We start from the raw sequence: 22888 nt of genomic DNA, 5'->3' as shown, positions 1-22888 counted from the left end.
AGACCATGCCAAAACGTACCGATATAAAAAGCATCCTGATTCTGGGCGCTGGCCCCATCGTTATCGGCCAGGCTTGTGAGTTTGACTACTCCGGCGCTCAGGCTTGTAAGGCTCTGCGCGAAGAGGGCTACCGCGTCATTCTGGTGAACTCTAATCCTGCAACTATCATGACCGATCCAGAGATGGCCGATGCAACCTACATTGAGCCGATTCACTGGGAAGTGGTGCGCAAAATCATTGAAAAAGAGCGCCCGGATGCAGTGTTGCCAACCATGGGCGGCCAAACCGCACTGAACTGCGCGTTAGAACTAGAACGCCAAGGTGTTCTGGCTGAATTTGGTGTCACCATGATTGGTGCAACCGCCGATGCTATTGATAAAGCAGAAGACCGCCGTCGCTTTGATATCGCGATGAAGAAGATTGGTCTGGATACTGCCCGCTCAGGTATTGCGCATAATATGGAAGAAGCACTAGCCGTGGCGGCTGATGTTGGCTTCCCATGTATTATCCGCCCTTCCTTTACTATGGGGGGCACCGGCGGTGGTATTGCGTATAACCGCGAAGAGTTTGAAGAAATTTGTGAGCGCGGTCTGGATTTATCGCCAACCAAAGAGTTGCTGATTGATGAGTCACTGATTGGTTGGAAAGAGTACGAAATGGAAGTTGTCCGTGATAAAAACGACAACTGCATTATTGTTTGCTCCATCGAAAACTTTGATGCCATGGGTATTCATACCGGTGATTCCATCACGGTAGCCCCAGCTCAGACGCTGACGGATAAAGAATATCAAATCATGCGTAATGCCTCGATGGCAGTGCTGCGTGAAATCGGTGTAGAAACTGGCGGCTCTAACGTGCAGTTCTCGGTTAACCCGAAGAATGGCCGTCTGATCGTTATTGAAATGAACCCGCGTGTATCCCGTTCTTCCGCGCTGGCGTCTAAAGCTACAGGCTTCCCCATCGCCAAGATTGCCGCCAAGCTGGCCGTGGGTTATACGCTTGATGAGTTAATGAATGACATCACTGGTGGTCGTACTCCGGCATCCTTCGAGCCATCCATTGACTATGTTGTGACCAAAATCCCGCGCTTTAACTTCGAAAAGTTTGCCGGCGCGAATGACCGCCTGACCACACAGATGAAATCTGTCGGTGAAGTGATGGCGATTGGCCGCACTCAGCAGGAGTCACTGCAAAAAGCATTGCGCGGCCTGGAAGTGGGGGCAACAGGTTTTGACCCTAAAGTCAGTCTTGATGACCCTGAAGCGTTGACTAAAATTCGCCGCGAATTGAAAGAAGCGGGTGCTGATCGTATCTGGTATATCGCCGATGCATTCCGCGCAGGGATGTCTGTTGATGGTGTCTTCAACCTGACCAATATCGACCGCTGGTTCTTGGTGCAGATTGAAGAGCTGGTTCGTCTGGAAGAGAATGTGGCAGAGTGCGGCATCAATGGCCTGACCGCTGAGTTTATGCGCCAGTTGAAACGCAAAGGTTTTGCTGATGCGCGTCTGGCGAAATTGGTCGGTGTGGCTGAAAGTGAAGTGCGCAAACTGCGTTACAAATATGGTTTGCACCCGGTTTATAAGCGCGTAGATACCTGTGCGGCAGAATTCTCTACCGATACTGCCTACATGTACTCGACCTATGAGGAAGAGTGTGAATCCAACCCAACCAGCGACCGCCCGAAAGTGATGGTGCTGGGAGGTGGCCCGAACCGTATTGGTCAGGGCATTGAATTTGACTATTGCTGTGTACATGCGTCACTGGCTCTGCGCGAAGATGGTTATGAAACCATCATGGTGAACTGCAACCCAGAAACTGTCTCCACTGACTACGATACCTCGGATCGTCTCTACTTTGAGTCTGTCACGTTGGAAGATGTACTGGAAATCGTTCGCATCGAAAAACCGACCGGCGTGATTGTGCAGTACGGTGGTCAGACACCATTGAAACTGGCCCGCGAACTGGAAGCTGCAGGTGTCCCTGTGATTGGCACCAGTCCAGATGCTATTGACCGTGCTGAAGACCGTGAACGTTTCCAACAGGCAGTGAACCGTCTGGGCTTGAAGCAACCGGCTAATGCCACTGTTGCGACCATTGAACAGGCCGTTGAGAAGGCTACCGGTCTGGGCTATCCGCTGGTGGTTCGTCCATCTTATGTGTTGGGTGGCCGCGCGATGGAAATCGTGTATGACGAAACTGACCTGCGCCGTTACTTCCAAAATGCAGTCAGCGTGTCGAATGATGCACCTGTATTGCTAGACCGCTTCCTTGATGATGCGGTTGAAGTGGATGTGGATGCTATTTGCGACGGTGAGCGCGTATTAATCGGCGGCATTATGGAGCATATCGAGCAAGCTGGGGTTCACTCAGGTGACTCTGCCTGTTCATTACCTGCTTACACCCTGAGCAAGGAAATTCAGGATGTTATGCGCCAGCAAGTAGAAAAACTGGCCTTTGAGCTTTGTGTTCGTGGTCTGATGAACGTGCAGTTTGCGGTGAAGAATAACGAAGTCTATCTGATTGAAGTTAACCCGCGAGCCGCCCGTACAGTACCTTTCGTTTCTAAAGCAACCGGTATGCCGCTGGCCAAAATTGCAGCCCGCGTGATGGTGGGGCAGAGTTTGGCAGAGCAAGGTATTCTGGAAGAAATTATTCCACCTTACTACTCAGTGAAAGAAGTGGTGCTGCCGTTCAATAAATTCCCAGGTGTTGACCCAATTTTAGGGCCAGAGATGCGCTCCACTGGTGAAGTGATGGGGGTTGGCCGTACCTTCGCTGAAGCATTTTCTAAAGCCATGTTGGGCAGCCAGTCTGGTATGAAAAAGAGTGGTCGTGCGCTGTTATCGGTACGCGAGGGTGACAAACATCGTGTGGTTGATTTGGCGGCAAAACTGCTTAAACAGGGCTTTGAATTGGATGCAACTCACGGCACTGCGGTGGTGTTGGGCGAGGCAGGCATTAATCCACGCTTGGTCAACAAGGTGCATGAAGGGCGTCCACACATTCAGGACCGCATCAAGAATGGCGAATACACATATATCGTGAATACTACTGCGGGGCGTCAAGCGATTGAAGACTCCAAATTAATCCGCCGCAGTGCTTTGCAATATAAGGTGCATTACGACACAACCCTGAATGGTGGTTTTGCCACAGCCATGGCACTGAATGCAGATCCAACTGAACAAGTTATTTCAGTGCAGGAAATGCACGCCAAGATTAAGAATATGAAAGGTTAATACGGGTGACAATCCAGTAAATAAGAGGGCGATGGAGACATCGCCCTTTTTTATGCTCACTATTTAAAGAATTACGGCTTTTAACCATAAAAACAGTATTTTTCATAAACAATAATATTGTTCATAAACAACATTGATCTTTACCAATGTTACCGCTCATTGGATTGTGGATAGTACTTAATAACTAGCGAATCAAAGGCCGATGCGACTAGCTTAAAGCGACTTTGATTCCCAGGCCAATCAACAGGCCGCCCAAAAGTTTATCGACAACTTTTTGTGCCTTCGCCAAACCACGACGTACGGGCGCACTTTGAATCAGAATCACCAGTAAAGGCCACCAGATAACGGCCAGTACCCAGATGATTGAGGCGTACCACAGTTTTTCACCCACGCCGGAGTTAATCTGTAATATTTGCGTAAAAACGGCGAGGAAGAAAAGAGTCGCTTTGGGATTCAATAAGTTGCAAAGGTATCCCTGTAAAAATGCGGCTTTCAACGTGATGGGAGACTGTGCCGCGTTATCCAGACTCAGCTTACTTTCTCCGCGTGACAGCAATGCCTGGATACCAATCCAGATCAAGTAGCAAGCTCCGGCATATTTCAGAAAGTTGAATAGCCACGGGGTGGTGGTGATAACCACTGCCAGCCCAGCCACGCAGTAAGACATATGTGTCGCGACACCCAAAATGACACCGAGGGCCGTCATCATGGCGGCAGGGCGGCGATAGCGGGCGGCATTTTTAATGACCAGAAAAAAATCGGGGCCGGGGGAGATCATTCCCAATGTAGCAATGGTCGCGACGAATATAGAGGTTTCAAGCATAGATATTACCGAGTAAGAAACGGTGCGTTATGGCGATAATAACGCCACTTGGTGTCCTGTGCATTATTGTTATTGATTATCGGTGGTGGTTTTGTTGTCAGCAGTGATGGGATTAAGCCTTTATCTTTTACTCTTTTGACGGATAGTGATGCACGAATATGAGCCAGGCGAATGTAATAAACAGTGAGGAACCACATCAACAGCAACGGGAAATTACTCGATTGTGTATTAAATGTGCCCTGTTACTGCTGCAACATGGGGCCGAAAGTATGCTGGTAGAGCAGTTATCTGCCCGGCTTGGTATGGCACTTGGAATGGATAGTGTTGAGAGTTCTATCTCGGCTAACGCCGTGGTATTAACCACCATTAGCCAAGGGAATTGCCTGACATCGACGCGCAAAAATACGGATCGTGGCATCAATATGCAGGTAGTGACGGAGGTTCAACATATCGTCATTTTAGTTGAACACCACTTACTGGATGCCAAGGATGTGGATAGGCGTTTTGAGAATATTAAACCGCTGCGTTATCCGCGAGCCTTGGTTGTAGTGATGGTTGCTCTGTCATGTGGTTGCTTCAGTAAATTAAACGGCGGTGGTTGGGATGCCTTTTCCATCAGCTTTTTAGCCAGTGGGTTGGCAATGTTTGTGCGCCAAAGTTTGACTGCCCGCCATATGAATCCGTTGATTAATTTTTGTATCACGGCTTTTGTGGCGACCTCAACATCTGGTTTATTGATGCGCTTACCGTTTTTCCATGAAGCATCGAGTGTCGCGATGGCCGCCAGCGTCTTGCTGTTGGTGCCCGGATTCCCGCTAATTAATGCGGTTGCTGATATGTTCAAAGGCCATGTTAATACCGGTCTTGCCCGTTGGGCAATGGCAAGTTTATTAACCTTATCAACCTGCATTGGGGTGGTATTCGCCATGGCATTGTGGGGATTGCGGGGGTGGTCGTGAGTTTACTCTGGGCGTTATTACAGGATATGGTGTTGGCCGCCATTCCAGCATTGGGTTTTGCGATGGTATTTAATGTGCCGGTTCGCGCACTACGTTATTGTGCGTTGCTGGGGGCTATTGGTCATGGTTCGCGCATGCTGATGATCCATTTCGGTATGAATATCGAGCTGGCCTCACTTGTGGCTTCCATTATGATTGGGATCATCGGAATTAATTGGTCGCGTTGGTTGCTGGCGCACCCAAAAGTTTTCACTGTTGCCGCCGTCATTCCTATGTTTCCTGGGATCTCGGCCTATACCGCAATGATCTCGGTGGTGGAGATTTCTCATCTGGGTTACACCGAAGAATTAATGTCGGTCATGGTGACCAATTTCTTAAAAGCTTCATTTATTGTTGGTGCGTTGTCGATTGGTTTATCCTTACCTGGATTGTGGTTATATCGCAAACGTCCTGGTGTATAAGGTTTTTTTTCTACCCTGTTTTTGAGTTGGGCTAAGAGCTGTCTTATATATGCGATTAGCCTGCTTATCTCTATCGACGCTGGATTAGGCTTTACGTATAGTGTGAGCAATTTTTCGGTACTGGCTCTTGCAGCCTACAGGGTTTAATAATGATTATCAGCCTGATCGCTGCATTGGCAGCGGATCGCGTTATTGGTATGGAAAACGCCATGCCATGGCACTTACCGGCTGATTTAGCGTGGTTCAAACGTAACACACTAAATAAACCGGTAATTATGGGTCGTAAGACATTCGAGTCTATTGGTCGTCCTCTGCCTGGCCGCTTGAATATTGTTATCAGTAGCCAACCAGGAACTGATGACCGGGTGACCTGGGCCAGCTCTATTGATGAAGCACTTGCTTTGGCGGGTGATGTGGAAGAAGTGATGGTTATGGGGGGCGGGCGAGTCTATAAGCAATTCTTAGACCGCGCGAACCGTATGTACCTGACGCACATTGATGCTGAAGTGGGGGGAGACACACACTTTCCTGATTATGAGCCGGATGAATGGGAAAGTACCTTCAGTGAGTTCCATGATGCAGACGATGCTAATTCGCACAGCTATTGTTTCGAGATTTTAGAACGGCGCTAAAGATTAATTAAGACATCTTTGATTTTAGTTTAAAAAGCCCATTTTATGGGCTTTTTTTATTTTATCACCCCGTGAAGATTACCTATTAATTAATAATAATCTATCGTTATTGTTTAATGTTTTTAGCTCATTTCCTGAATGCTACTCTCTGGCCGTTGGATTTAATAACGTATTCATTCAACTTAGAATCCTATTATTTATGGAGTGTAGAATGGGAAAGATAAAATATATCGTCACTTCTTGTTTATTTTTATTATCCCCCTTGGCTTCTGCCATCGAAATAACCACATGCCCAGAATCAAATGAAATTACACGGGTTATGAGCACTTATATATCGGACAATCAACGTTGGCATGGTTCCGCACAAGGGGCTGAAAATAAAGGTGATACAGTTCGCTTCCTAGAAGCATTTTACTACCCGCATGGTACAAGTGACCGAGCACTAGGCTTATTGGTACAATGCAGTTATCAGCTTGATGCAGGTTTTTTACAAATGAAACTGAGAGACAATAAATCGCTTATTAATAATGGGTTATATATCTCAATAACAGATAAGCCCGCTTGGGTTAAGAATGAAGAAAACTCACCTTACCCGAGTTATACATGTCGTGCCGAAAATGCAAAAGATTGCGTGTTTAGCCGAGTTTCAGATGTATCCATTGCTGCCATTACATCAGATATACCTGTTATTTTGCCGAATACGACGGCTACCAAATAGCGTTTAATACGCATTGGCAAACTCAGTAATTATTTAGTTTTATTGTTATTTTATACATATAGGAAAAGATAAAGGCGCCGAAAAATGGGCGCCTTTAATTGGAATGATTATAAGTAATTAGGAGGATCTTCCGATATATCGGCTAACCCGTCGACAGGGGCTATTTCAGCTGCAACATTGAATGCATGCTGAGTGAAATAACGTTTATCTTCCCAACGAAGTAAGGTTAAATTACCTCCCCAACAGCAACCCGTATCCAGCCCATAAATACCATCAGGCACACCTTTGCCTTCCAGTGATGCCCAGTGACCAAAAATAATTGAATACTCAGGGCTGACTAAGCGAGGTAGCTCAAACCAAGGCTTAAGTGGGGCTGGGGCATTTTCTGGTGTGTCTTTACAGATCATATCCAGTTGGCCGTTAGGGAAACAAAAGCGCATGCGGGTCAATGCGTTGGTACTAAAGCGTAAACGCGCCAGCCCCGTCAGTTCTGGTGACCAGTTGTTCGGCATATCACCGTACATTGCATCAAGGAAGAGTGGGTAACTGTCACTGCTTAGGACTGCCTCAACTTCGCGGGCACACATCTGCGCGGTTTCGATATCCCACTGAGGGGTTATTCCCGCATGGGCCATGATTAGCTTTAGCTCATCATCAACTTGCAAAACGGGCTGGCGGCGTAGCCAATTAATCAGCTCGTCAGCATCGGGTGCTTCCAGCAGTGGAGTGATACGGTCTTTAGGTTTATTACGGCTTATGCCCGCATAAACCGCCAGTAAATGTAGGTCATGGTTACCCAGAACCATACGTACGGCAGGCCCTAATGAGCGAACGTAGCGCAAAACATCCAGCGAAGCTGGACCACGGGCAACTAAGTCACCGGTTAGCCACAAAGTATCTTGCCGCGGATCGAAATTAACCTGCGCTAACAGCGCAAGCAACTCATCCAGGCAGCCATGAACATCGCCAATAAGATAAGTAGACATAATTGAGGTCAGGGTTAGTGGATCAGTGCTGGGATCGCTAAGCGGAAGACCGGAATCGCAGTACGGAAAGCCTGACCAAGGTGATCAACCATTTCATAATGCCCTTCCATGGTACCCAGTGGCGTTTCTAAAACAGCGCCACTGGTATATTGGAACTCATTACCAGGCAGGATCAGCGGTTGTTCACCGATGACCCCTTCGCCCTGTACTTCAGTTTGCCGGCCATTACTATTAGTAATTAACCAATAGCGACCAATGAGTTGCACATTTGAACGGCCCAAATTACGAATCGTCACGGTATAGGCAAAGACGAAGCGCTCTTCGTCGGGTATCGACTGAGTTTCCACATAGATACTTTGCACTTGTACACAAACGCGGGGCTGTTCAATCATAATGTGCTCCTGCTTATTCTTGCGGTGTTGATTGCGCTGAAAGCCAGTTAGCTAACTTACAGTATTGCGCTACCGAAATATTCTCTGCCCGCAGTATTGGGTCAATGCCTAATTCGATTAATTGCTCTGGAGTGAATAGGTCACCCAAACTGTTGCGCACTGTTTTTCTACGCTGATTAAAAGCTTGCGTAGTAATACGGCTAAGCATACGTACATCACCCACAGGGTTCGGCATTTGTACGTGAGGAATCAGACGCACGACTGCTGAATCAACTTTCGGGGCTGGAGTAAATGCCGTCGGTGGCACTTCCAGCACGGGAATGACGTTGCAGTAGTATTGCGCCATGACGGTCAAACGACCATAAGCCTTACTGTTCGGCCCAGCTACCAAGCGGTTAACTACCTCTTTTTGCAACATGAAATGCATATCACGTATAGCATCAGTATAGCTGAAAAGATGGAACATCAGCGGGGTCGAGATGTTGTATGGCAAGTTACCAAACACCCGCAATGGTTGTCCTGCAAGCTTGGCCAATTCAGAAAAGTTGATTTTCATCGCATCTTCTTGATGAATGGTTAGCTTGTCTTTTAGTTGAGGATGGCTAGCCAAACGAGCGGCCAGATCACGGTCCAACTCAATGACGGTCATATGATCCATACGTGCCGCTACTGGCTCGGTCAATGCACCTAAACCGGGGCCAATCTCAACAACCGCTTCACCTGGAACAGGGTGGATTGCGGATACAATGCTGTCGATGACAAACTGATCATTTAAAAAGTTTTGTCCAAAGCGTTTGCGGGCAAAGTGCCCTTGGTGGACTCTATTATTCATTGCTGTTATTTATCATTTTAATGGCTAAGTTTAATGCCGTAATGAAACTGCCAACATCGGCAGAACCGGTTGCGGCGAGTTCTAAAGCGGTACCGTGGTCCACAGATGTGCGGATAAAAGGCAACCCGAGGGTAATATTGACTGCCCGACCAAAACCTTGATATTTCAGTACTGGTAGCCCTTGATCATGATACATCGCAAGCACGGCATCTGCATGTTGCAGATATTTCGGCTGAAATAGTGTGTCTGCGGGTAGAGGGCCAATAAGTTTTATCCCTTGCTGACGCAATGCATCTAATGCAGGAATAATGGTATCGATCTCTTCATGGCCCATATGACCACCTTCACCTGCATGAGGGTTTAGTCCACACACATAAATCTGTGGTTGGCGAAGACCAAACTTGGTCTTCAGATCATTATCAAGAATGGTGATCACTTCATGCAGGCTGGCCTGAGTTATGGCTCCGGGCACGGCTAACAACGGTAAGTGAGTTGTGGCTAGAGCAACACGCAATTCTTCAGTTGCTAGCATCATCACTACCCGTGGGCAGTGGCTGCGATCAGCAAAAAACTCAGTATGCCCGATGAAGGGGATACCAGCATCATTGATGATACTCTTTTGTACCGGGCCGGTAACCAATGCGGCAAATTCGCCACTGATGGCACCATCACAGGCTTTGGCAAGTGTTTCAACAACATAGTCGCTGTTATTGACATCAAGCTTACCAGGGGTCACCTCAGTGGCTGTTTTCACAGGTAAAATAGTGAGGGTTCCAGCTTGCTGCGCCAATGCAGGCTTATCTTGCTGATACTCACGTAATTGCAAGGGTAGGTTAAGCTGATGGGCACGCGCAAGTAGCAAGGCCGGATCCGCGCACACCACCAACTCAACAGGCCAATCCTGTTGAGCCAGAGCGACGACTAAATCCGGCCCAACCCCGGCAGGCTCGCCGGGGGTAATCACGATACGATTATTGTGGTTGTGCATTACTACCATCAAGAATTTTTACATAAGCAGCAGCACGCTGCTCTTGCATCCAAGTTTGAGCTTCTTCAGCAAACTTGCGGCTAAAGAGCATACGGTACGCCCGATCTTTCTGCGCTGCATCGGTCTTATCTACCTGACGGGTATCGACAACCTGAATCAAGTGCCAACCGAAAGAAGAATGAACCGGTGCGCTGATTTCGCCTTTTTGCAGCTTCATGACGGCATCACGGAACGCTGGGTCATAAATGTCCGGAGATGCCCAACCAAGATCACCACCTTGCATGGCAGAACCTGGATCCTGAGAAATCTCTTTGGCTATCGTGGCAAAGTTAGCTTTCCCGCTTTTGATATCTGCGGCAGCAGCAGCTAATTTGGCGCGTGCTTGATCGTCTGTGAGTACTGGTGACGGTTTCAGCAAGATATGACGTGCGTGAACTTCAGTCACTGACACTGTTTTATCTGCACCACGAATATCATTAACTTTCAGAATATGGAAGCCAACGCCTGAGCGGATTGGGCCAACAACATCACCTTTGTTGGCGGATTGCAGCCTTTCAGCAAACAAAGAAGGCAATTCCTGTAATTTTCCCCAACCCATTTGGCCGCCTTTCAGCGCCTGAGAGTCAGCAGAGTTTGCAATTGCTAATTTACCAAAATCAGCGCCGCCTTTAATGTCTGATACTAATTTTTTAGCCAAGTCTTCCGCTTGGTCAACTTGCTGCTGAGATGGATTTTCTGGCAGCGGGATCAGAATATGGCTGAGGTTCAGCTCGGCATCACCACTGGTTTGGTTACCAATTTGTTTGGCCAGAGATTCCACTTCTTGCGGCAGAATGGTTATTCGGCGACGAACTTCGTTATTACGCACTTCTGACGTTAGCATTTCTTTACGAATCTGCTCACGGTAAGTGTTGTAATTCAGCCCATCAGCAGCCAGACGGCTACGCATTTGATCCGGTGTCATGCGGTTTTGCGCGGCGATATCAGCAATGGCTTTATCTAGTGCTTCATCACTGACGGTAATCCCCATCTTTTTAGCCATCTGCAATAGGATATTATCCATGATCAGGCGTTCAAGAACTTGGTGACGTAGCGTCCCATCATCTGGAATCTGTTGGCCAGACTGCTGCGCATTCAGCTTCACTGACTGTAACAGACCGTCGACATCACTTTGTAGAACGACGCCGTTATCAACCACAGCGGCAACTTTATTCATTTCTTGTGGTGCTGCGAACGCGGTATTGGCACAGACAACCAATCCGAGAATAAGCGTTCTCCAGTTCTTCATACCTTTTCCATTTATGTAATCCGCTATTGCGGGTTAAAATTCACTGTATTCAGTGTGTTACACAGTATCAGAATGCACTTTGATAAGGCAGGATACCTGAACCAAGCATTTGTGCAGTACCCAAGCTATGGTCGCTGCTCAGACCACGTAATTCGATGTTAAAGCTAACTCTGTTGTCATATTTGCTGGTTTCGTTTTGTGAATTCCAACCAGTAATCTTACGCTCATAGCCCAAATTAATAGCCCAACAACAGGTGTTGTATTGTACGCCAACCAATTGGCTTGCTGGCTGATTGGCTTTGGTATCGTAGTAATAGGCCCCGACTAATGCCCAACGATCGGCAATCGGCCAACTGGCGGTAGCCCCTACCTGAGAAATGCCCTGCTGATAACCAGGACTTTTCACGTTAGATACTGCGGCTTGAATATATTCCGGACTCGCATAGCGATAGTTCAATTGAACCATACGCTCTGAGTCTTTTCTATACTCCATCACTGCATTACCCAGGGTCAAACTCCCCAGCCGTGTATCATACTGCGCGCCACCTTTCAGGCCCAGTTGATCGTTAATGCGCCAGAATGTGTCACCAGCCCAAACCAAGCTGCCAGTATCATTACTGTTGTCGATGGTTTCACTAATACCGGTGCGCGAACGGCTAAAGTAATAGATTTGACCTACTGAAACGTTAAAACGTTCAACCAGTGCATCATCATATATGCGAGAAGTTAAACCGGTAGACACCTGATTGGCTGAAGCGATACGGTCCAAGCCACTGTAAGTACGGTCGCGGAACAGGCCAGAGTAGTCTGATTGCATCAACGTGGTGTCGTAAATATAAATATCATCCTGATTCCTGTATGGAACATAGAGATACTGTGCACGCGGCTCCAATGTTTGGGTGAAGCCTGTCGCCCAATCCATTGGCCGATCAAATACGACTTTACCATCTACTTTAAACTGCGGCATGACTCGGTCCACTGAGTCTTTTAAGTTAGGTGCAGTCTCACCACCATTGGCATTGGAATAGTAGCGGGCAAAACCTTGCGGAATATCTTGCTGATAATGTGTTGCCAGTAACTTCGCTTCTGTGTTCAGACTGCCCCATCCATTGGATAGAGGCAGATTGACAGAGGGTTCAATATGGAAACGACTGGCTTCCGGATTATTTGGGTTGACACTGGTAAATTTAGCCGCCTGACCATAGACATGCATATCAAACGGACCAATATCATTCTTATAGTAGTTCATATCCAGCTGTGGCTGGGCGCGGTAAGCATTGCTGTTGCCCGCATTAGTAAACACTTGGAACTGTTTGGACGCTAAAGTGGCATCCCAGTTCTGGTTAGCATAACCAACGCTGAATATTTGCGTGGCATAGCCGTCAGTGGTTGAACCGTATTGTGATGTTAAATCAGTAAAATAGTTTGGATCACTGACTCGAGTGTAGTTGACGTTAAAGCGCCAAACTTTATCCATCACACCGGAATGGCCCCAGTAGTACAACCAGCGGGTTGGATCTTGTTCTGTGCCGTCGGCCCCTTTATATAGGCGGTCACTTGGTAACCAATCCAGTGCCATGGTCCCTGAACCAGGGGCCAGCAAGTAGCGGAACTCATTTTGCCACTGCATACCACGCCGTTCCATATAGTGAGGCGTAATGGTGGCATCAAAGTTTGGTGCAATGTTCCAGTAATACGGCAGCATGAACTCAAAGCCATTATTACTGGTATATTTCGCATTAGGGATTAAGAAGCCCGAGCGGCGTTTGTCACCGACCGGTAATTGCATGTATGGGCTGTAGAACACCGGTACTTTGCCAATTTTAAACCGGGCATTCCAGATTTCTGCCACTTGTTCTTCACGGTCATGGATGACTTCAGTACCCACCACACTCCAGCTATTATCACCCGGTAAGCAGGAGGTAAAAGTCCCGTTCTCCAGAATGGTGTAGCGGTTCTGACCGCGTAACTTCATTAAATCTGCATCACCACGCCCCTGACGGCCGACCATCTGATAGTTGCCTTTATCCATATCAGTGTCTTTGGTATTCAGATTTGACCAGGCCGCAGGGCCTTTCAGCTTGATTTGTGGATCGTCGTAATTAACGTCGCCAGTTGCTGTAACGGTACGAACCGGGATAGCGTCATCCGGTTTCTGGACTTGGGTCAGTTCAACCTGATCAGCAGTCAGCGTGCGATTACCTTGCTGAACGATAACATTGCCAGTGAACAGCGCGTTATCCGGATAATTAGCCTCGGTTTTATCTGCATTAATACGCACCGGTAGCTGATTTGGATCGCCTGTCACCAGTGGTTGATCATAGGTAGGAACGCCAAGCATACATTGCTCAGCAAGGTCGGCCAGTGAGTGCTGGCTATATAGTGCCGTCCATATCAATGTGGCCAGCAGTGTTGGGAATCTTTTTTTCATACGCGGTTTTGGTGTTCCGTCATCGGGGGGCATCATGCCGGCAAACGGTCTGAGACTATATTACTCATCACAGTTGCGCTAGTGTTAAATCCGGCCGCTTACACGTCTCGCTGTTAGGCACAGAGCTGAATGCCGAGTATGATAATGCAAATTTTGACTGACGGCATGATGAATTGAGGAGTATATGCGGTATTGGGGAAAACTGCTCGGTCTGGTATTGGGCTTTCTGTCCGGTGGAGTCTGGGGTGCGATATTGGGGTTGCTTGTTGGCCATATGGTCGACAGGGCGCGTAGCACTAAGCGTCGCGGCTTTTTTGCCGATCAACAAACACGACAATTAATTTTTTTCCGCACTACTTTTCAGGTCATGGGGCACTTAACCAAGGCGAAGGGACGGGTGACGGAAGTTGATATTCAGCTTGCCAGCCAATTGATGGATAGAATGCAATTGCATGGCGAGGCCCGAACTGCCGCGCAGCAAGCCTTCCGCGAAGGAAAAGAGAGTGGATTTCCGTTGCGTGAAAGGTTGCAGGAATTACGCAGCGTCTGTTTTGGGCGCTTTGATCTGATTCGGATGTTTCTGGAAATTCAGTTACAGGCCGCATTTGCTGATGGCTCTTTACATCCTAACGAGCGGCAGGTGTTGTATGTCATTGCTGAAGAATTGGGAATTTCACGCGGTCAGTTTGATCAATTCCTGAGCATGATTGAAGGGGGGCGTCAGTTTGGTGGTCATGGCGGCTGGCAGGGGCACCAAGGAGGATACTCTCAAGGAGGCTACCAGCAAGCGCCAAATGGTCCAACGCTGGAGGACGCCTGCAAAGTATTGGGAATAAGCAGTTCTGACGATAGCGTGAGCATTAAACGCGCTTATCGTAAGTTAATGAGTGAGCATCATCCAGATAAGTTGGTGGCAAAAGGTTTACCGCCTGAAATGATGGAGATGGCGAAACAAAAAGCCCAAGAGATTCAAGCTGCGTATGATTTGATCAAGCGCGAAAAAGGGTTTAAATAAAATAGAGCGAAAGATGTCTGGCATTTGGCCTCTTTCGCTCTTTAATTTAAATGCTGAAAGTCGTTTTAAAGTGTTAATGCTGGTGTCACTACGGTTATTTCTGGTGTCACTGGTGGGTTCCCAAAACTTAGTTGCTCCAGAGCGTGCTCATCTTTATTGAAGACGGCAATAGCATCAGGTAATAGATTGTTTTCAGTTAAGGATACCAGACAGCCAGTATTTTCTTCTGTTATTGCAGCCATATATTGATAATGTGTTTCTTTGATATTATCAAAGCTGACTTCAGAGTCATTGATTCCCTCTTTATTTTTCTGTTGGGCAGCGTAAGCACCATACTTACTATAAAATTTCTTTGAAACGAAAGCGCCAAAAGGGGTATCTCGTTGGAATATTGGTTCATCATCAACCCAAATTTTAATCGACGGGTTATCTCGATGCATGATTATATCAATTTTTATATTGTAATATTTCCCTAGCTCAAGTTTATTTAGCGAAAAGTTTTCGTTGCGATAAGTCTTACCATTAGGCTTTGTCGCTATAGAGTTTTGGTCGACAGTGTTTACTGTCGCAATTAACACACCTTCGTGATTTATATGCAGTGAGAAAGATGGGCGGTCTCCCCCTTGAGTGTTCATGCTACCGTTCAGTTCTCTCACTTGAAACACAATCAGATCTTTAGGTAGTGAGATTGCTTTAAAATCAAATGAATAGGATGACTCTGATTTTATTTTTATCTCGCCCGGTGCTGATATTTCACTTCGATAATTTCCTTTCTTTTTGGACAAATAAAAAGTGATCTCTTTATCATTCTTATGCGATCCTTCTTTTTTCCGAATGGAAATGTTTTTCGATTCAATTGCTTTTCTTATCTCTTTTTTTATTTCTGCGAATGTCGTGCTTATCTTATGATGCCAGTCTTGCGAGTCAGTTCCCATACTGACCGAATATCCAGCTAATGCCTCCATATTACCTTTGTCAAATCGATGAGTCCGACTTCTTATTTTTTCTCCTTTAATAGGTTTTAGTTTAACACTATTTTCTACGCAACTTTCTGCTACAGACATAATAACACCCCTTCATTTCTATGAAATTAATGGGATATTATTGTTTATATTGTTATTGTTATTTTTATTGTTTTTTATAACATCAAAATATTATATTTAGTCTTATATTTTTTCGAAAAATAATGAGGCTGTATCCTTATTTAACAGGTAAGCAAGTTATTCAGTCTCATTCTAATGAATAAATATTAAAAGTTTGCTTCACATTTAAAATGCATTTTTGTGCCAAATTCTGGGTGAGTAATGCATAATTCCTGCGCATGTAACTGCAAGCGGGGTGCCATCGCCTTAGCTTCAGGATGTGCATAGAATCCGTCGCCAAGAATGGGGTGACCTATCGCCAACATATGAACCCGCAATTGGTGTGAACGGCCAGTTATCGGGGATAACTTGACTCGCGTACTACCGTCAGCATCGCGTGAAAGTACCAAATACTCCGTTTGCGAAGATTTGCCGGTTTCATAACACACTTTCTGCTTTGGCCGATTAGGCCAATCACAAATTAATGGCAGATCAATCAAACCTTCATCCTGAGCCAAATGGCCCCATACCCGTGCAATATAGGATTTTTTGGCTCACGCTCACGAAATTGGCGTTTAAGCTCGCGCTCGGCAACTTTAGTGAGTGCCACCACAATCACGCCACTGGTGGCCATATCCAACCGATGAACCGATTCTGCGGCAGGAAAATCAGCCTGAATGCGCGTCATGACACTGTCTTTGTTTTCGGGCGCACGGCCTGGTACAGAAAGCAGCCCACTCGGCTTATTGACGACCATGATGTGCTCATCCTGATAGAGGATATGCAGCCATGGGTCGCGGGGGGGGTTGTAAGGTTCCATTATAGTTTCCAATACCCTTCATCTTTCACGTCGCAGCGGTGTTGGCTGCCTTCACTCACCCCAGTCACTTAGTGGACTAAGCTCCTGAGGATTCGTTCAATTGCCGCCTTGCTGCAACGCGAAATCTCTCGGGTCTTATTGTTTTCTGCATCTTTCACGTCGCAGCGGTGTTGGCTGCCTTCACTCACCCCAGTCACTTAGTGGACTAAGCTCCTGAGGATTCGTTCAATTGCCGCCTTGCTGCAACGCGAAATCTCTCGGGTCTTATTGTTTTCTGCATCTTTCACGTCGCAGCGGTGTTGGCTGCCTTCACTCACCCCAGTCACTTAGTGGACTAAGACTAGGCTATTGGAGCTAACTGCGTTTATCAACGTGGATAAAAGAGCCGAATGATTTCGGCTCTCGGCTCTTGCTGATGCTAGAAAATTACTGATGTGTGACCACAACCAGACGGATAGCATCTAAACGCCAACCCGCCTGATTCAAGTTTTCCAGCACCATTTTGCGGTTATGTTCCAATGTTTCTATTTCGTCATCACGAATATTTGGGTTAACCGCTTTCAGGGCCTCCAAACGCGCCAGTTCAGCACTCAGCTTATCATCGGCTTCATGTTTGGCTGCGTCAATTAGCACCCGCGCTTGCTCCTCAACCAGAGCCTCAGCTTGCTGCAACATGGTATGGACTTCTTGCTGAACCGCATTGACCAATTTGCTGGAGGTATGGCGATTTACCGCATTAAGTTGACGGTTGAAACTTTCAAATTCAACCTGTGCGGCCAGATTGGTCCCATTACGATCCATGAGCATCCGCACGGGGGTCGGTGGCAAGAAGCGAGTCAATTGCAGGTGTTTCGGCGCTTGGGCTTCAACGACATACACTAACTCTGCTAATAAGGTGCCAACAGGCAATGCTTTGTTTTTCAACAAAGAAACTGCACAGCTCCCCGTATCCCCGGACAAGATCAGATCCAGACCATTACGGATGATAGGGTGTTCCCAACTGACAAACTGAGCATCTTCCCGCGATAAAGCTTGTTCGCGATCGAATGTCACGGTGCAGCCATCTTGTGGTAAGCCCGGGAAGTCTGGCACCAGCATATGGTCAGAAGGGGTTAGCACAATCAGGTTGTCACTACGGTCTTCCTGATTGATGCCCACAATATCGAACAAGTTGAGGGCAAAGCTGACCAAATTAACATCATTATCTTGGTCGGCAATGATTTGTGCCAACTCTTGTCCGTGCTCACCGCCATTTGAATGCATTTCCAGCAGGCGGTCACGGCCCTGTTCCAACTGAAGCTTCAGACCTTCGTGCTGCTGGCGGCAGGTGTGGATAAATTCATTCAACCCTTCCTGTTCATTCGGTGTTGCCAGATAGCCAATGAGTTCTTGGTAACCACTATCATAGATGGTTCGGCCTGTCGGACAGGTGTGCTCGAAAGCGTCCAAACCTTCGTGATACCAGCGCACTAATATGGCCTGCGCTGTATTTTCCAAGTAAGGCACCATTATCTGAATTTCACGGTTTTGGCCGATCCTGTCCAGACGACCAATACGTTGTTCCAGCAAGTCCGGGTTGAATGGCAGATCGAACATCACCAATTGGCAAGCAAACTGGAAGTTACGCCCTTCAGAACCAATTTCTGAACACAACAGCACCTGAGCGCCATCTTCTTCAGAGGCGAAATAGGCTGCGGCACGGTCACGCTCAATCAGAGATAAACCTTCATGGAATACAGCAGCACGAATAGCTTCGCGCTCACGTAGCACTTGCTCAAGTTGTAACGCGGTGGCGGCTTGCGCGCAGATGACCAGCACTTTCTCACCGCGATTGGCTATCAGATAGTTCAGCAGCCATTCAACGCGAGGGTCGAAGTTCCACCAAGTGGCGTTCTCTCCCTCAAATTCTTGATAGATCTGCTCAGGATAAAGCATATCTTTGGCGCGAGCTTCCAGCGTTTTCTTTGCACCCATAATACCGGACACTTTAATCGCAGTTTGATACTGCGTCGGTAACGGTAACTTAATTTGATGCAAAACGCGGTGCGGGAAGCCTTTCACACCATTACGGGTGTTACGAAACAAAATACGGCTGGTGCCATGTCTGTCCATCAGCATAGTGACCAGCTCTTGGCGCGCTGCTTCACTGTCTTCACTTTGGCTGTTTGCGGCTTTTAGCAGTGGCTCAATATCTTGTTCATTAATCAGCTCGCCGAGCAAGTTCAGCTTATCATCCGTTAAACGCTCACCACCGAGCAGTAGAGTGACGGCATCAGCAATCGGGCGGTATTTCTGCTGCTCATTGATGAACTCTTCATAATCATGGAAGCGATCGGGATCCAGTAAACGTAGGCGAGCAAAGTGGCTCTGCTGACCTAATTGTTCTGGCGTTGCAGTCAGTAACAATACGCCGGGAATATGCTCGGCCAATTGTTCTATAACTTGATATTCACGGCTTGGGGCCTCTTCGCTCCAAGCTAGATGGTGTGCCTCATCCACCACCAGCAGATCCCAGGATGCATCTGCCAATTGTTCCAAACGCTGCTTATTACGCCGCACAAAATCCAGCGAGCAAATCACCATCTGTTCGGTTTCGAACGGATTGGTGCTGTCGAGTAAGGCTTCGGAATAACGACTGTCATCAAATAAGGAGAAGCGCAGATTAAAGCGGCGCAACATTTCGACCAACCATTGGTGCTGTAGACTTTCCGGCACCACAATCAATACACGTTCAGCTCGGCCAGCCAGCAGTTGCTGGTGGATTATCATCCCCGCCTCGATGGTTTTACCCAAGCCGACTTCATCGGCTAGCAATACACGTGGGGCATGGCGTTGACCCACTTCATAAGCGATATGTAATTGATGTGGGATTAGACTGGCACGAATACCACGCAGCCCACTCCATGGCAGGCGGAATTGCTCACTTTGATACTTGCGGGCGCGAAAACGCAGGGCAAAACGATCCATACGATCGATTTGGCCGGCAAAAAGTCTGTCCTGCGGTTTGCTAAAAGTCAGTTTGCTATCGAGCAACACTTCACGCATTGAAACGCCGGTTTCCTCAGTATCCAAACGGGTCCCGATATAAGTAATCAGCCCATTTTCTTGAGTCACTTCTTCCACTTTTAGCTGCCAGCCCTCGTGGTTGGTGATGATATCACCCGGATTGAACATGACTCGAGTGATGGGGGAGTCATTTCTGGCGTAAAGGCGGTTTTCACCGGTTGCGGGAAACAGTAAGGTGACCATGCGTACGTCAATGGCAACGACAGTACCCAATCCAAGTTCGCTTTCTGTGTCGCTGATCCAGCGTTGACCAAGTGTAAAAGGCATAAATTATCGGCTCGATTTTTTTGTTGGACAGTTATTGATAGAAAAGTTTTTGGTAAATAGCTACTTATAAAGAACAATACTAAAGTTACTGGCAATAGTTTACCGTCCACGCAGGTGGCGTGGCTTACGAGTCTGTCTGAAAAAGTCACTTATGACAGACAGATTCTGAGTTGGTTTTGTCAATGTGGTTGATGCGAATTTTGGCAAGGGCGCTATGGTAATGGAAGGCGAGCGCTTCGTCACCTCTAAAACAGCCCAATGACGATTAAAATAACCCCATTTGACCAGTTATCAGTGTTGTAAAGTCATCATGCATGAAAGGAAGTATAGCGTCTGCTACCGGTTGCAACTGGCGAGTGAGGTAGTGATCGTAATCAATGGGCGATTGCCGGGTTTCTAAGGGTTCGGGGCCTGCGGTGGTCATAACATAGCTTATCCAGCCGCCATTTTGATATTGCAGCGGCCGGCCTAGCTTGCGGTTGTACTCGTCAGCTAAACGTGCGGCTCTGGCATGTGGCGGAACATTGCGCTGATAGTCATTCAATCGCCGGCGTAGACGCTTGCGGTAAATAAGTTGCTCATCTAACTCACCATTTAGGGTGCGCGCCACGTAATCCCGCACGTAGTCCTGATAAGGTTGTTGTTGGAAAATGCGCAGATACAACTCGCGTTGAAATTGCTGGGCCAGTGGCGTCCAGTCGGTGCGAACCGTCTCCAGCCCTTTGTACACCATCTGATCCCCTGTTGGGGTCGAAATCAGCCCTGCATAGCGCTTTTTGCTGCCCTGTTCTGCACCGCGAATGGTGGGCATTAAAAAACGCCGGTAATGAGTTTCAAATTCCAGTTCCAGTGAGCAGGGTAAATCATAAGTTTGCCGAATATGCAGTTGCCACCACTGATTGACATGCTGCACCAGCGCCTTCCCAATACGAGATGCTTGCTCCTCGCTATGGGCGCTTTTCAGCCAAACAAACGTTGAGTCTGTATCGCCATAAATAACTTGATAACCCTGTGCCTCAATTAACTCACGGGTTTGGCGCATGATATCGTGGCCACGCAAGGTGATTGATGAGGCCAGTCTGGGATCGAAAAAACGGCAGCCGCTAGAACCTAACACCCCATAAAAGGCATTCATGATGATCTTTAATGCTTGTGATAACGGCTTGTTTTGCTGCCGTTTGGCCGCTTCTCGCCCCTGCCAAATTTGGTTTACGATGGCGGGCAAACAATGTTTCTCGCGGGAGAACCACGCTCCGCGAAAACCCGGTACTGAATGCTGGTGATCCGGTTGGGACATCCCCTCAACCAACCCTACGGGATCAATCAAAAAGGTGCGAATAATGGATGGATATAGGCTTTTATAGTCCAATACCAACACCGAATCATACAGACCGGGTTGGGAATCCATCACAAAACCGCCGGGGCTATGCTCTTCCGGTAACTCGCCCAAATTCGGGGCCACATAACCAATACGGTGCATCCGTGGCAGATAAAGGTGGGTAAATGCCGCCACTGACCCACCACTGCGATCGGCTGCCAACCCGGTGACTGTCGAGCGCTCAAGCAAGAAGCTGAGTAACTCGGTTTTGGCAAAAATCCGTGTCACTAGCTCGCAGTCTTTTAGGTTATAGCGGGCCAGTGCCGGTTTATCATTGGCAAAGCGTTGGTTAATTTCGTCCATCCGCTGATAAGGGCTATCGCTGGCTTTTCCCTCGCCAAGTAAGGTCTGTGAGACGGATTCCAGACTAAATGACGGGAAATTCCAAGTGGCGGATTTTAGCGCTTCAATACCATCAATAATCAGCCGACCCGCAGCGGAGGCAAAAAAATGGCCCTGTTTAAAACCGTGCTCGCGCCACTCCAGTAAGTTGCCACCACGGCCAAAACGCAGTGGGATCTGATAGCGATCAGCGTGTTTTTGTAATACCCGCAAATCAAACTGCACCAAGTTCCAGCCGATAATGGCATCAGGATCATGCACTTCTAGCCACTGATTTAATTTTTCTAGCAGTAGCGGCCGGCTGGCGACATATTCGAGTTTGAAGTCCAGTGCAGCTTCATCCTTCGGATGACCATTGGGGGGGCCTAGCATGTAGACCTGACGCTGGCCGCAGCCTTCCAGACCAATACAGTACAACTCACCATGTTCACTGGTTTCGATATCCAGCGACAGCAGTTTCAATGTCGGGCGGTAATCTTCGGCGGGTTTCATTTGCGTATTGAGTAGCGGGCCGTTGCCATTTTCGTCCCCGCTAAACCAGACTGGTGCGGTAATAAAACGCTCCATCAGAAAGCGTTCTGGTGGGCGAATATCACCTTCATAGACATTCACGCCACTCTCTCTGAGCAATTTTTCTAAGCGAATAAGCTGGCGATGTTGATTGCAATACAGCCCCAGAACTGGACGTTGGTGGAAGTCGGTTAGCTCAAGAGGGCGCAACTGCCAGTTGCGTTCATTGTGCAGCACCGTTTCAGCCCGCTGCCGTTGTTCCGCCGGGATAAAGGCCACCGAGGGCTGTGGCGGTAATTTAACCCGCTGTGGCCCCTCATCGGTCGCTAACCAGAATTCAACTTCGGTGCCGGCCTGCGTGTCGCGCCAGTGGCGAGTTAGCAGGAAGCCCTGTCGGGTTTGACCCACAAAACTACCTTAATAAGAAAAACGATTAGACTATGTACAGGCTATTTATTTGTCATTTTGGGCTTGGGTTGTGCTCGAAATCCTCACGTACTTATGTACGCTACGGTCTCTGCACGCAGTCCGCATTCAAACTGACTGCAACAATAACGCCTGAAGGTTTTAGATCTTTATTATGGTTATTTATACAGTGATTGTCTATTTTAATGCTTTTTTCCTTTAACTCGTGCGTCGCTAAAGTCGTTGGAGCCACA

The 22888-nt window shown here is 47.6% G+C and carries 16 protein-coding genes and 1 pseudogene; 6 read left to right on the top strand and 11 right to left on the bottom strand.

All coding sequences use genetic code 11. The features are described 5' to 3' along the window. Positions 1–5: 5 nt before the first annotated feature. Positions 6–3239, top strand: a complete 3234-nt coding sequence (carB, locus tag ACIOG0_RS18330) for a carbamoyl-phosphate synthase large subunit (RefSeq protein ID WP_050296355.1) — start codon at positions 6–8, stop codon at positions 3237–3239. Positions 3240–3447: 208 nt separating this feature from the next. On the opposite strand, the gene ACIOG0_RS18325 is transcribed toward carB, so the two are convergent. Continuing rightward, the gene (locus ACIOG0_RS18325; protein WP_050101747.1) at positions 3448–4062 is read right to left on the bottom strand and encodes a LysE family transporter; all 615 of its coding nucleotides are present in this window, start codon (positions 4060–4062) and stop codon (positions 3448–3450) included. Between the two features lie 158 nt (positions 4063–4220). Here ACIOG0_RS18325 and ACIOG0_RS18320 point away from each other — a divergent pair, with 158 nt between their 5' ends. The 4 genes from ACIOG0_RS18320 (at position 4221) to ACIOG0_RS18305 (ending at position 6832) form a co-directional block, all read left to right on the top strand. Further along, on the top strand, positions 4221–5021 hold the full coding sequence (locus tag ACIOG0_RS18320; RefSeq protein ID WP_050101749.1) for a threonine/serine exporter ThrE family protein: 801 nt from the start codon (positions 4221–4223) through the stop codon (positions 5019–5021). Then, positions 5018–5482: a threonine/serine exporter gene (locus ACIOG0_RS18315; RefSeq protein WP_164908347.1), complete on the top strand. Its 465-nt coding sequence runs from the start codon at positions 5018–5020 to the stop codon at positions 5480–5482. Before ACIOG0_RS18320 ends, ACIOG0_RS18315 begins: the two co-directional genes overlap by 4 nt. Positions 5483–5634: 152 nt before the next feature. Continuing rightward, a complete protein-coding gene (gene folA / locus ACIOG0_RS18310; protein WP_172667324.1) occupies positions 5635–6114 on the top strand; it encodes a type 3 dihydrofolate reductase in 480 nt (159 codons plus the stop codon). Between the two features lie 211 nt (positions 6115–6325). Next, entirely contained in the window at positions 6326–6832 is a 507-nt protein-coding gene (locus tag ACIOG0_RS18305; protein WP_080985810.1) for a DUF3757 domain-containing protein, read from the top strand. A gap of 107 nt (positions 6833–6939) precedes the next feature. Here the strand turns inward: ACIOG0_RS18305 and apaH are convergent, their stop codons facing one another. The 6 genes from apaH to lptD form a co-directional block, all read right to left on the bottom strand. Continuing rightward, positions 6940–7818 (bottom strand): bis(5'-nucleosyl)-tetraphosphatase (symmetrical) ApaH, encoded by an 879-nt coding sequence (gene apaH / locus ACIOG0_RS18300; RefSeq protein ID WP_050101755.1) that lies wholly within the window; start codon positions 7816–7818, stop codon positions 6940–6942. Between the two features lie 14 nt (positions 7819–7832). After that, a complete protein-coding gene (gene apaG, locus ACIOG0_RS18295; protein WP_005193008.1) occupies positions 7833–8210 on the bottom strand; it encodes a Co2+/Mg2+ efflux protein ApaG in 378 nt (125 codons plus the stop codon). A gap of 13 nt (positions 8211–8223) precedes the next feature. Beyond that, a complete protein-coding gene (gene rsmA / locus ACIOG0_RS18290; RefSeq protein WP_050101756.1) occupies positions 8224–9042 on the bottom strand; it encodes a 16S rRNA (adenine(1518)-N(6)/adenine(1519)-N(6))-dimethyltransferase RsmA in 819 nt (272 codons plus the stop codon). After that, the gene (gene pdxA, locus ACIOG0_RS18285) at positions 9035–10030 is read right to left on the bottom strand and encodes a 4-hydroxythreonine-4-phosphate dehydrogenase PdxA (RefSeq protein ID WP_050101757.1); all 996 of its coding nucleotides are present in this window, start codon (positions 10028–10030) and stop codon (positions 9035–9037) included. The genes rsmA and pdxA overlap by 8 nt, the downstream gene beginning before the upstream one ends. Next, positions 10014–11318, bottom strand: coding sequence for a peptidylprolyl isomerase SurA (gene surA / locus ACIOG0_RS18280; RefSeq protein ID WP_050101758.1), 1305 nt, complete (start codon positions 11316–11318; stop codon positions 10014–10016). Before surA ends, pdxA begins: the two co-directional genes overlap by 17 nt. A 67-nt stretch (positions 11319–11385) precedes the next feature. Continuing rightward, on the bottom strand, positions 11386–13749 hold the full coding sequence (gene lptD / locus ACIOG0_RS18275) for an LPS assembly protein LptD (protein ID WP_050101759.1): 2364 nt from the start codon (positions 13747–13749) through the stop codon (positions 11386–11388). Between the two features lie 184 nt (positions 13750–13933). Here lptD and djlA point away from each other — a divergent pair, with 184 nt between their 5' ends. Next, entirely contained in the window at positions 13934–14764 is an 831-nt protein-coding gene (gene djlA / locus ACIOG0_RS18270; RefSeq protein ID WP_128451283.1) for a co-chaperone DjlA, read from the top strand. A gap of 65 nt (positions 14765–14829) precedes the next feature. On the opposite strand, the gene ACIOG0_RS18265 is transcribed toward djlA, so the two are convergent. The 4 genes and pseudogenes from ACIOG0_RS18265 to ACIOG0_RS18250 all read right to left on the bottom strand — a co-directional run bounded on the left by ACIOG0_RS18265 (position 14830) and on the right by ACIOG0_RS18250 (position 22637). Beyond that, a complete protein-coding gene (locus ACIOG0_RS18265; protein ID WP_404704885.1) occupies positions 14830–15828 on the bottom strand; it encodes a heparin lyase I family protein in 999 nt (332 codons plus the stop codon). Positions 15829–16013: 185 nt separating this feature from the next. Next, positions 16014–16633 (bottom strand): annotated as a pseudogene (rluA, locus tag ACIOG0_RS18260) (bifunctional tRNA pseudouridine(32) synthase/23S rRNA pseudouridine(746) synthase RluA). A 459-nt stretch (positions 16634–17092) separates the two neighbouring features. Continuing rightward, a complete protein-coding gene (rapA, locus tag ACIOG0_RS18255; RefSeq protein ID WP_050101766.1) occupies positions 17093–19999 on the bottom strand; it encodes an RNA polymerase-associated protein RapA in 2907 nt (968 codons plus the stop codon). 265 nt (positions 20000–20264) lie between these two features. Beyond that, positions 20265–22637 carry a DNA polymerase II gene (locus tag ACIOG0_RS18250; protein ID WP_128451281.1) on the bottom strand — a complete coding sequence of 791 codons (2373 nt, stop codon included), beginning with the start codon at positions 22635–22637 and terminating at the stop codon, positions 20265–20267. Positions 22638–22888 lie beyond the last annotated feature (251 nt).

It is taken from the genome of Yersinia vastinensis (assembly GCF_044905075.1).
Lineage (GTDB): Bacteria > Pseudomonadota > Gammaproteobacteria > Enterobacterales > Enterobacteriaceae > Yersinia > Yersinia vastinensis.
Note: the sequence above shows the minus strand (reverse complement) of the source record. Positions and strands in the feature narration are given on the sequence as shown.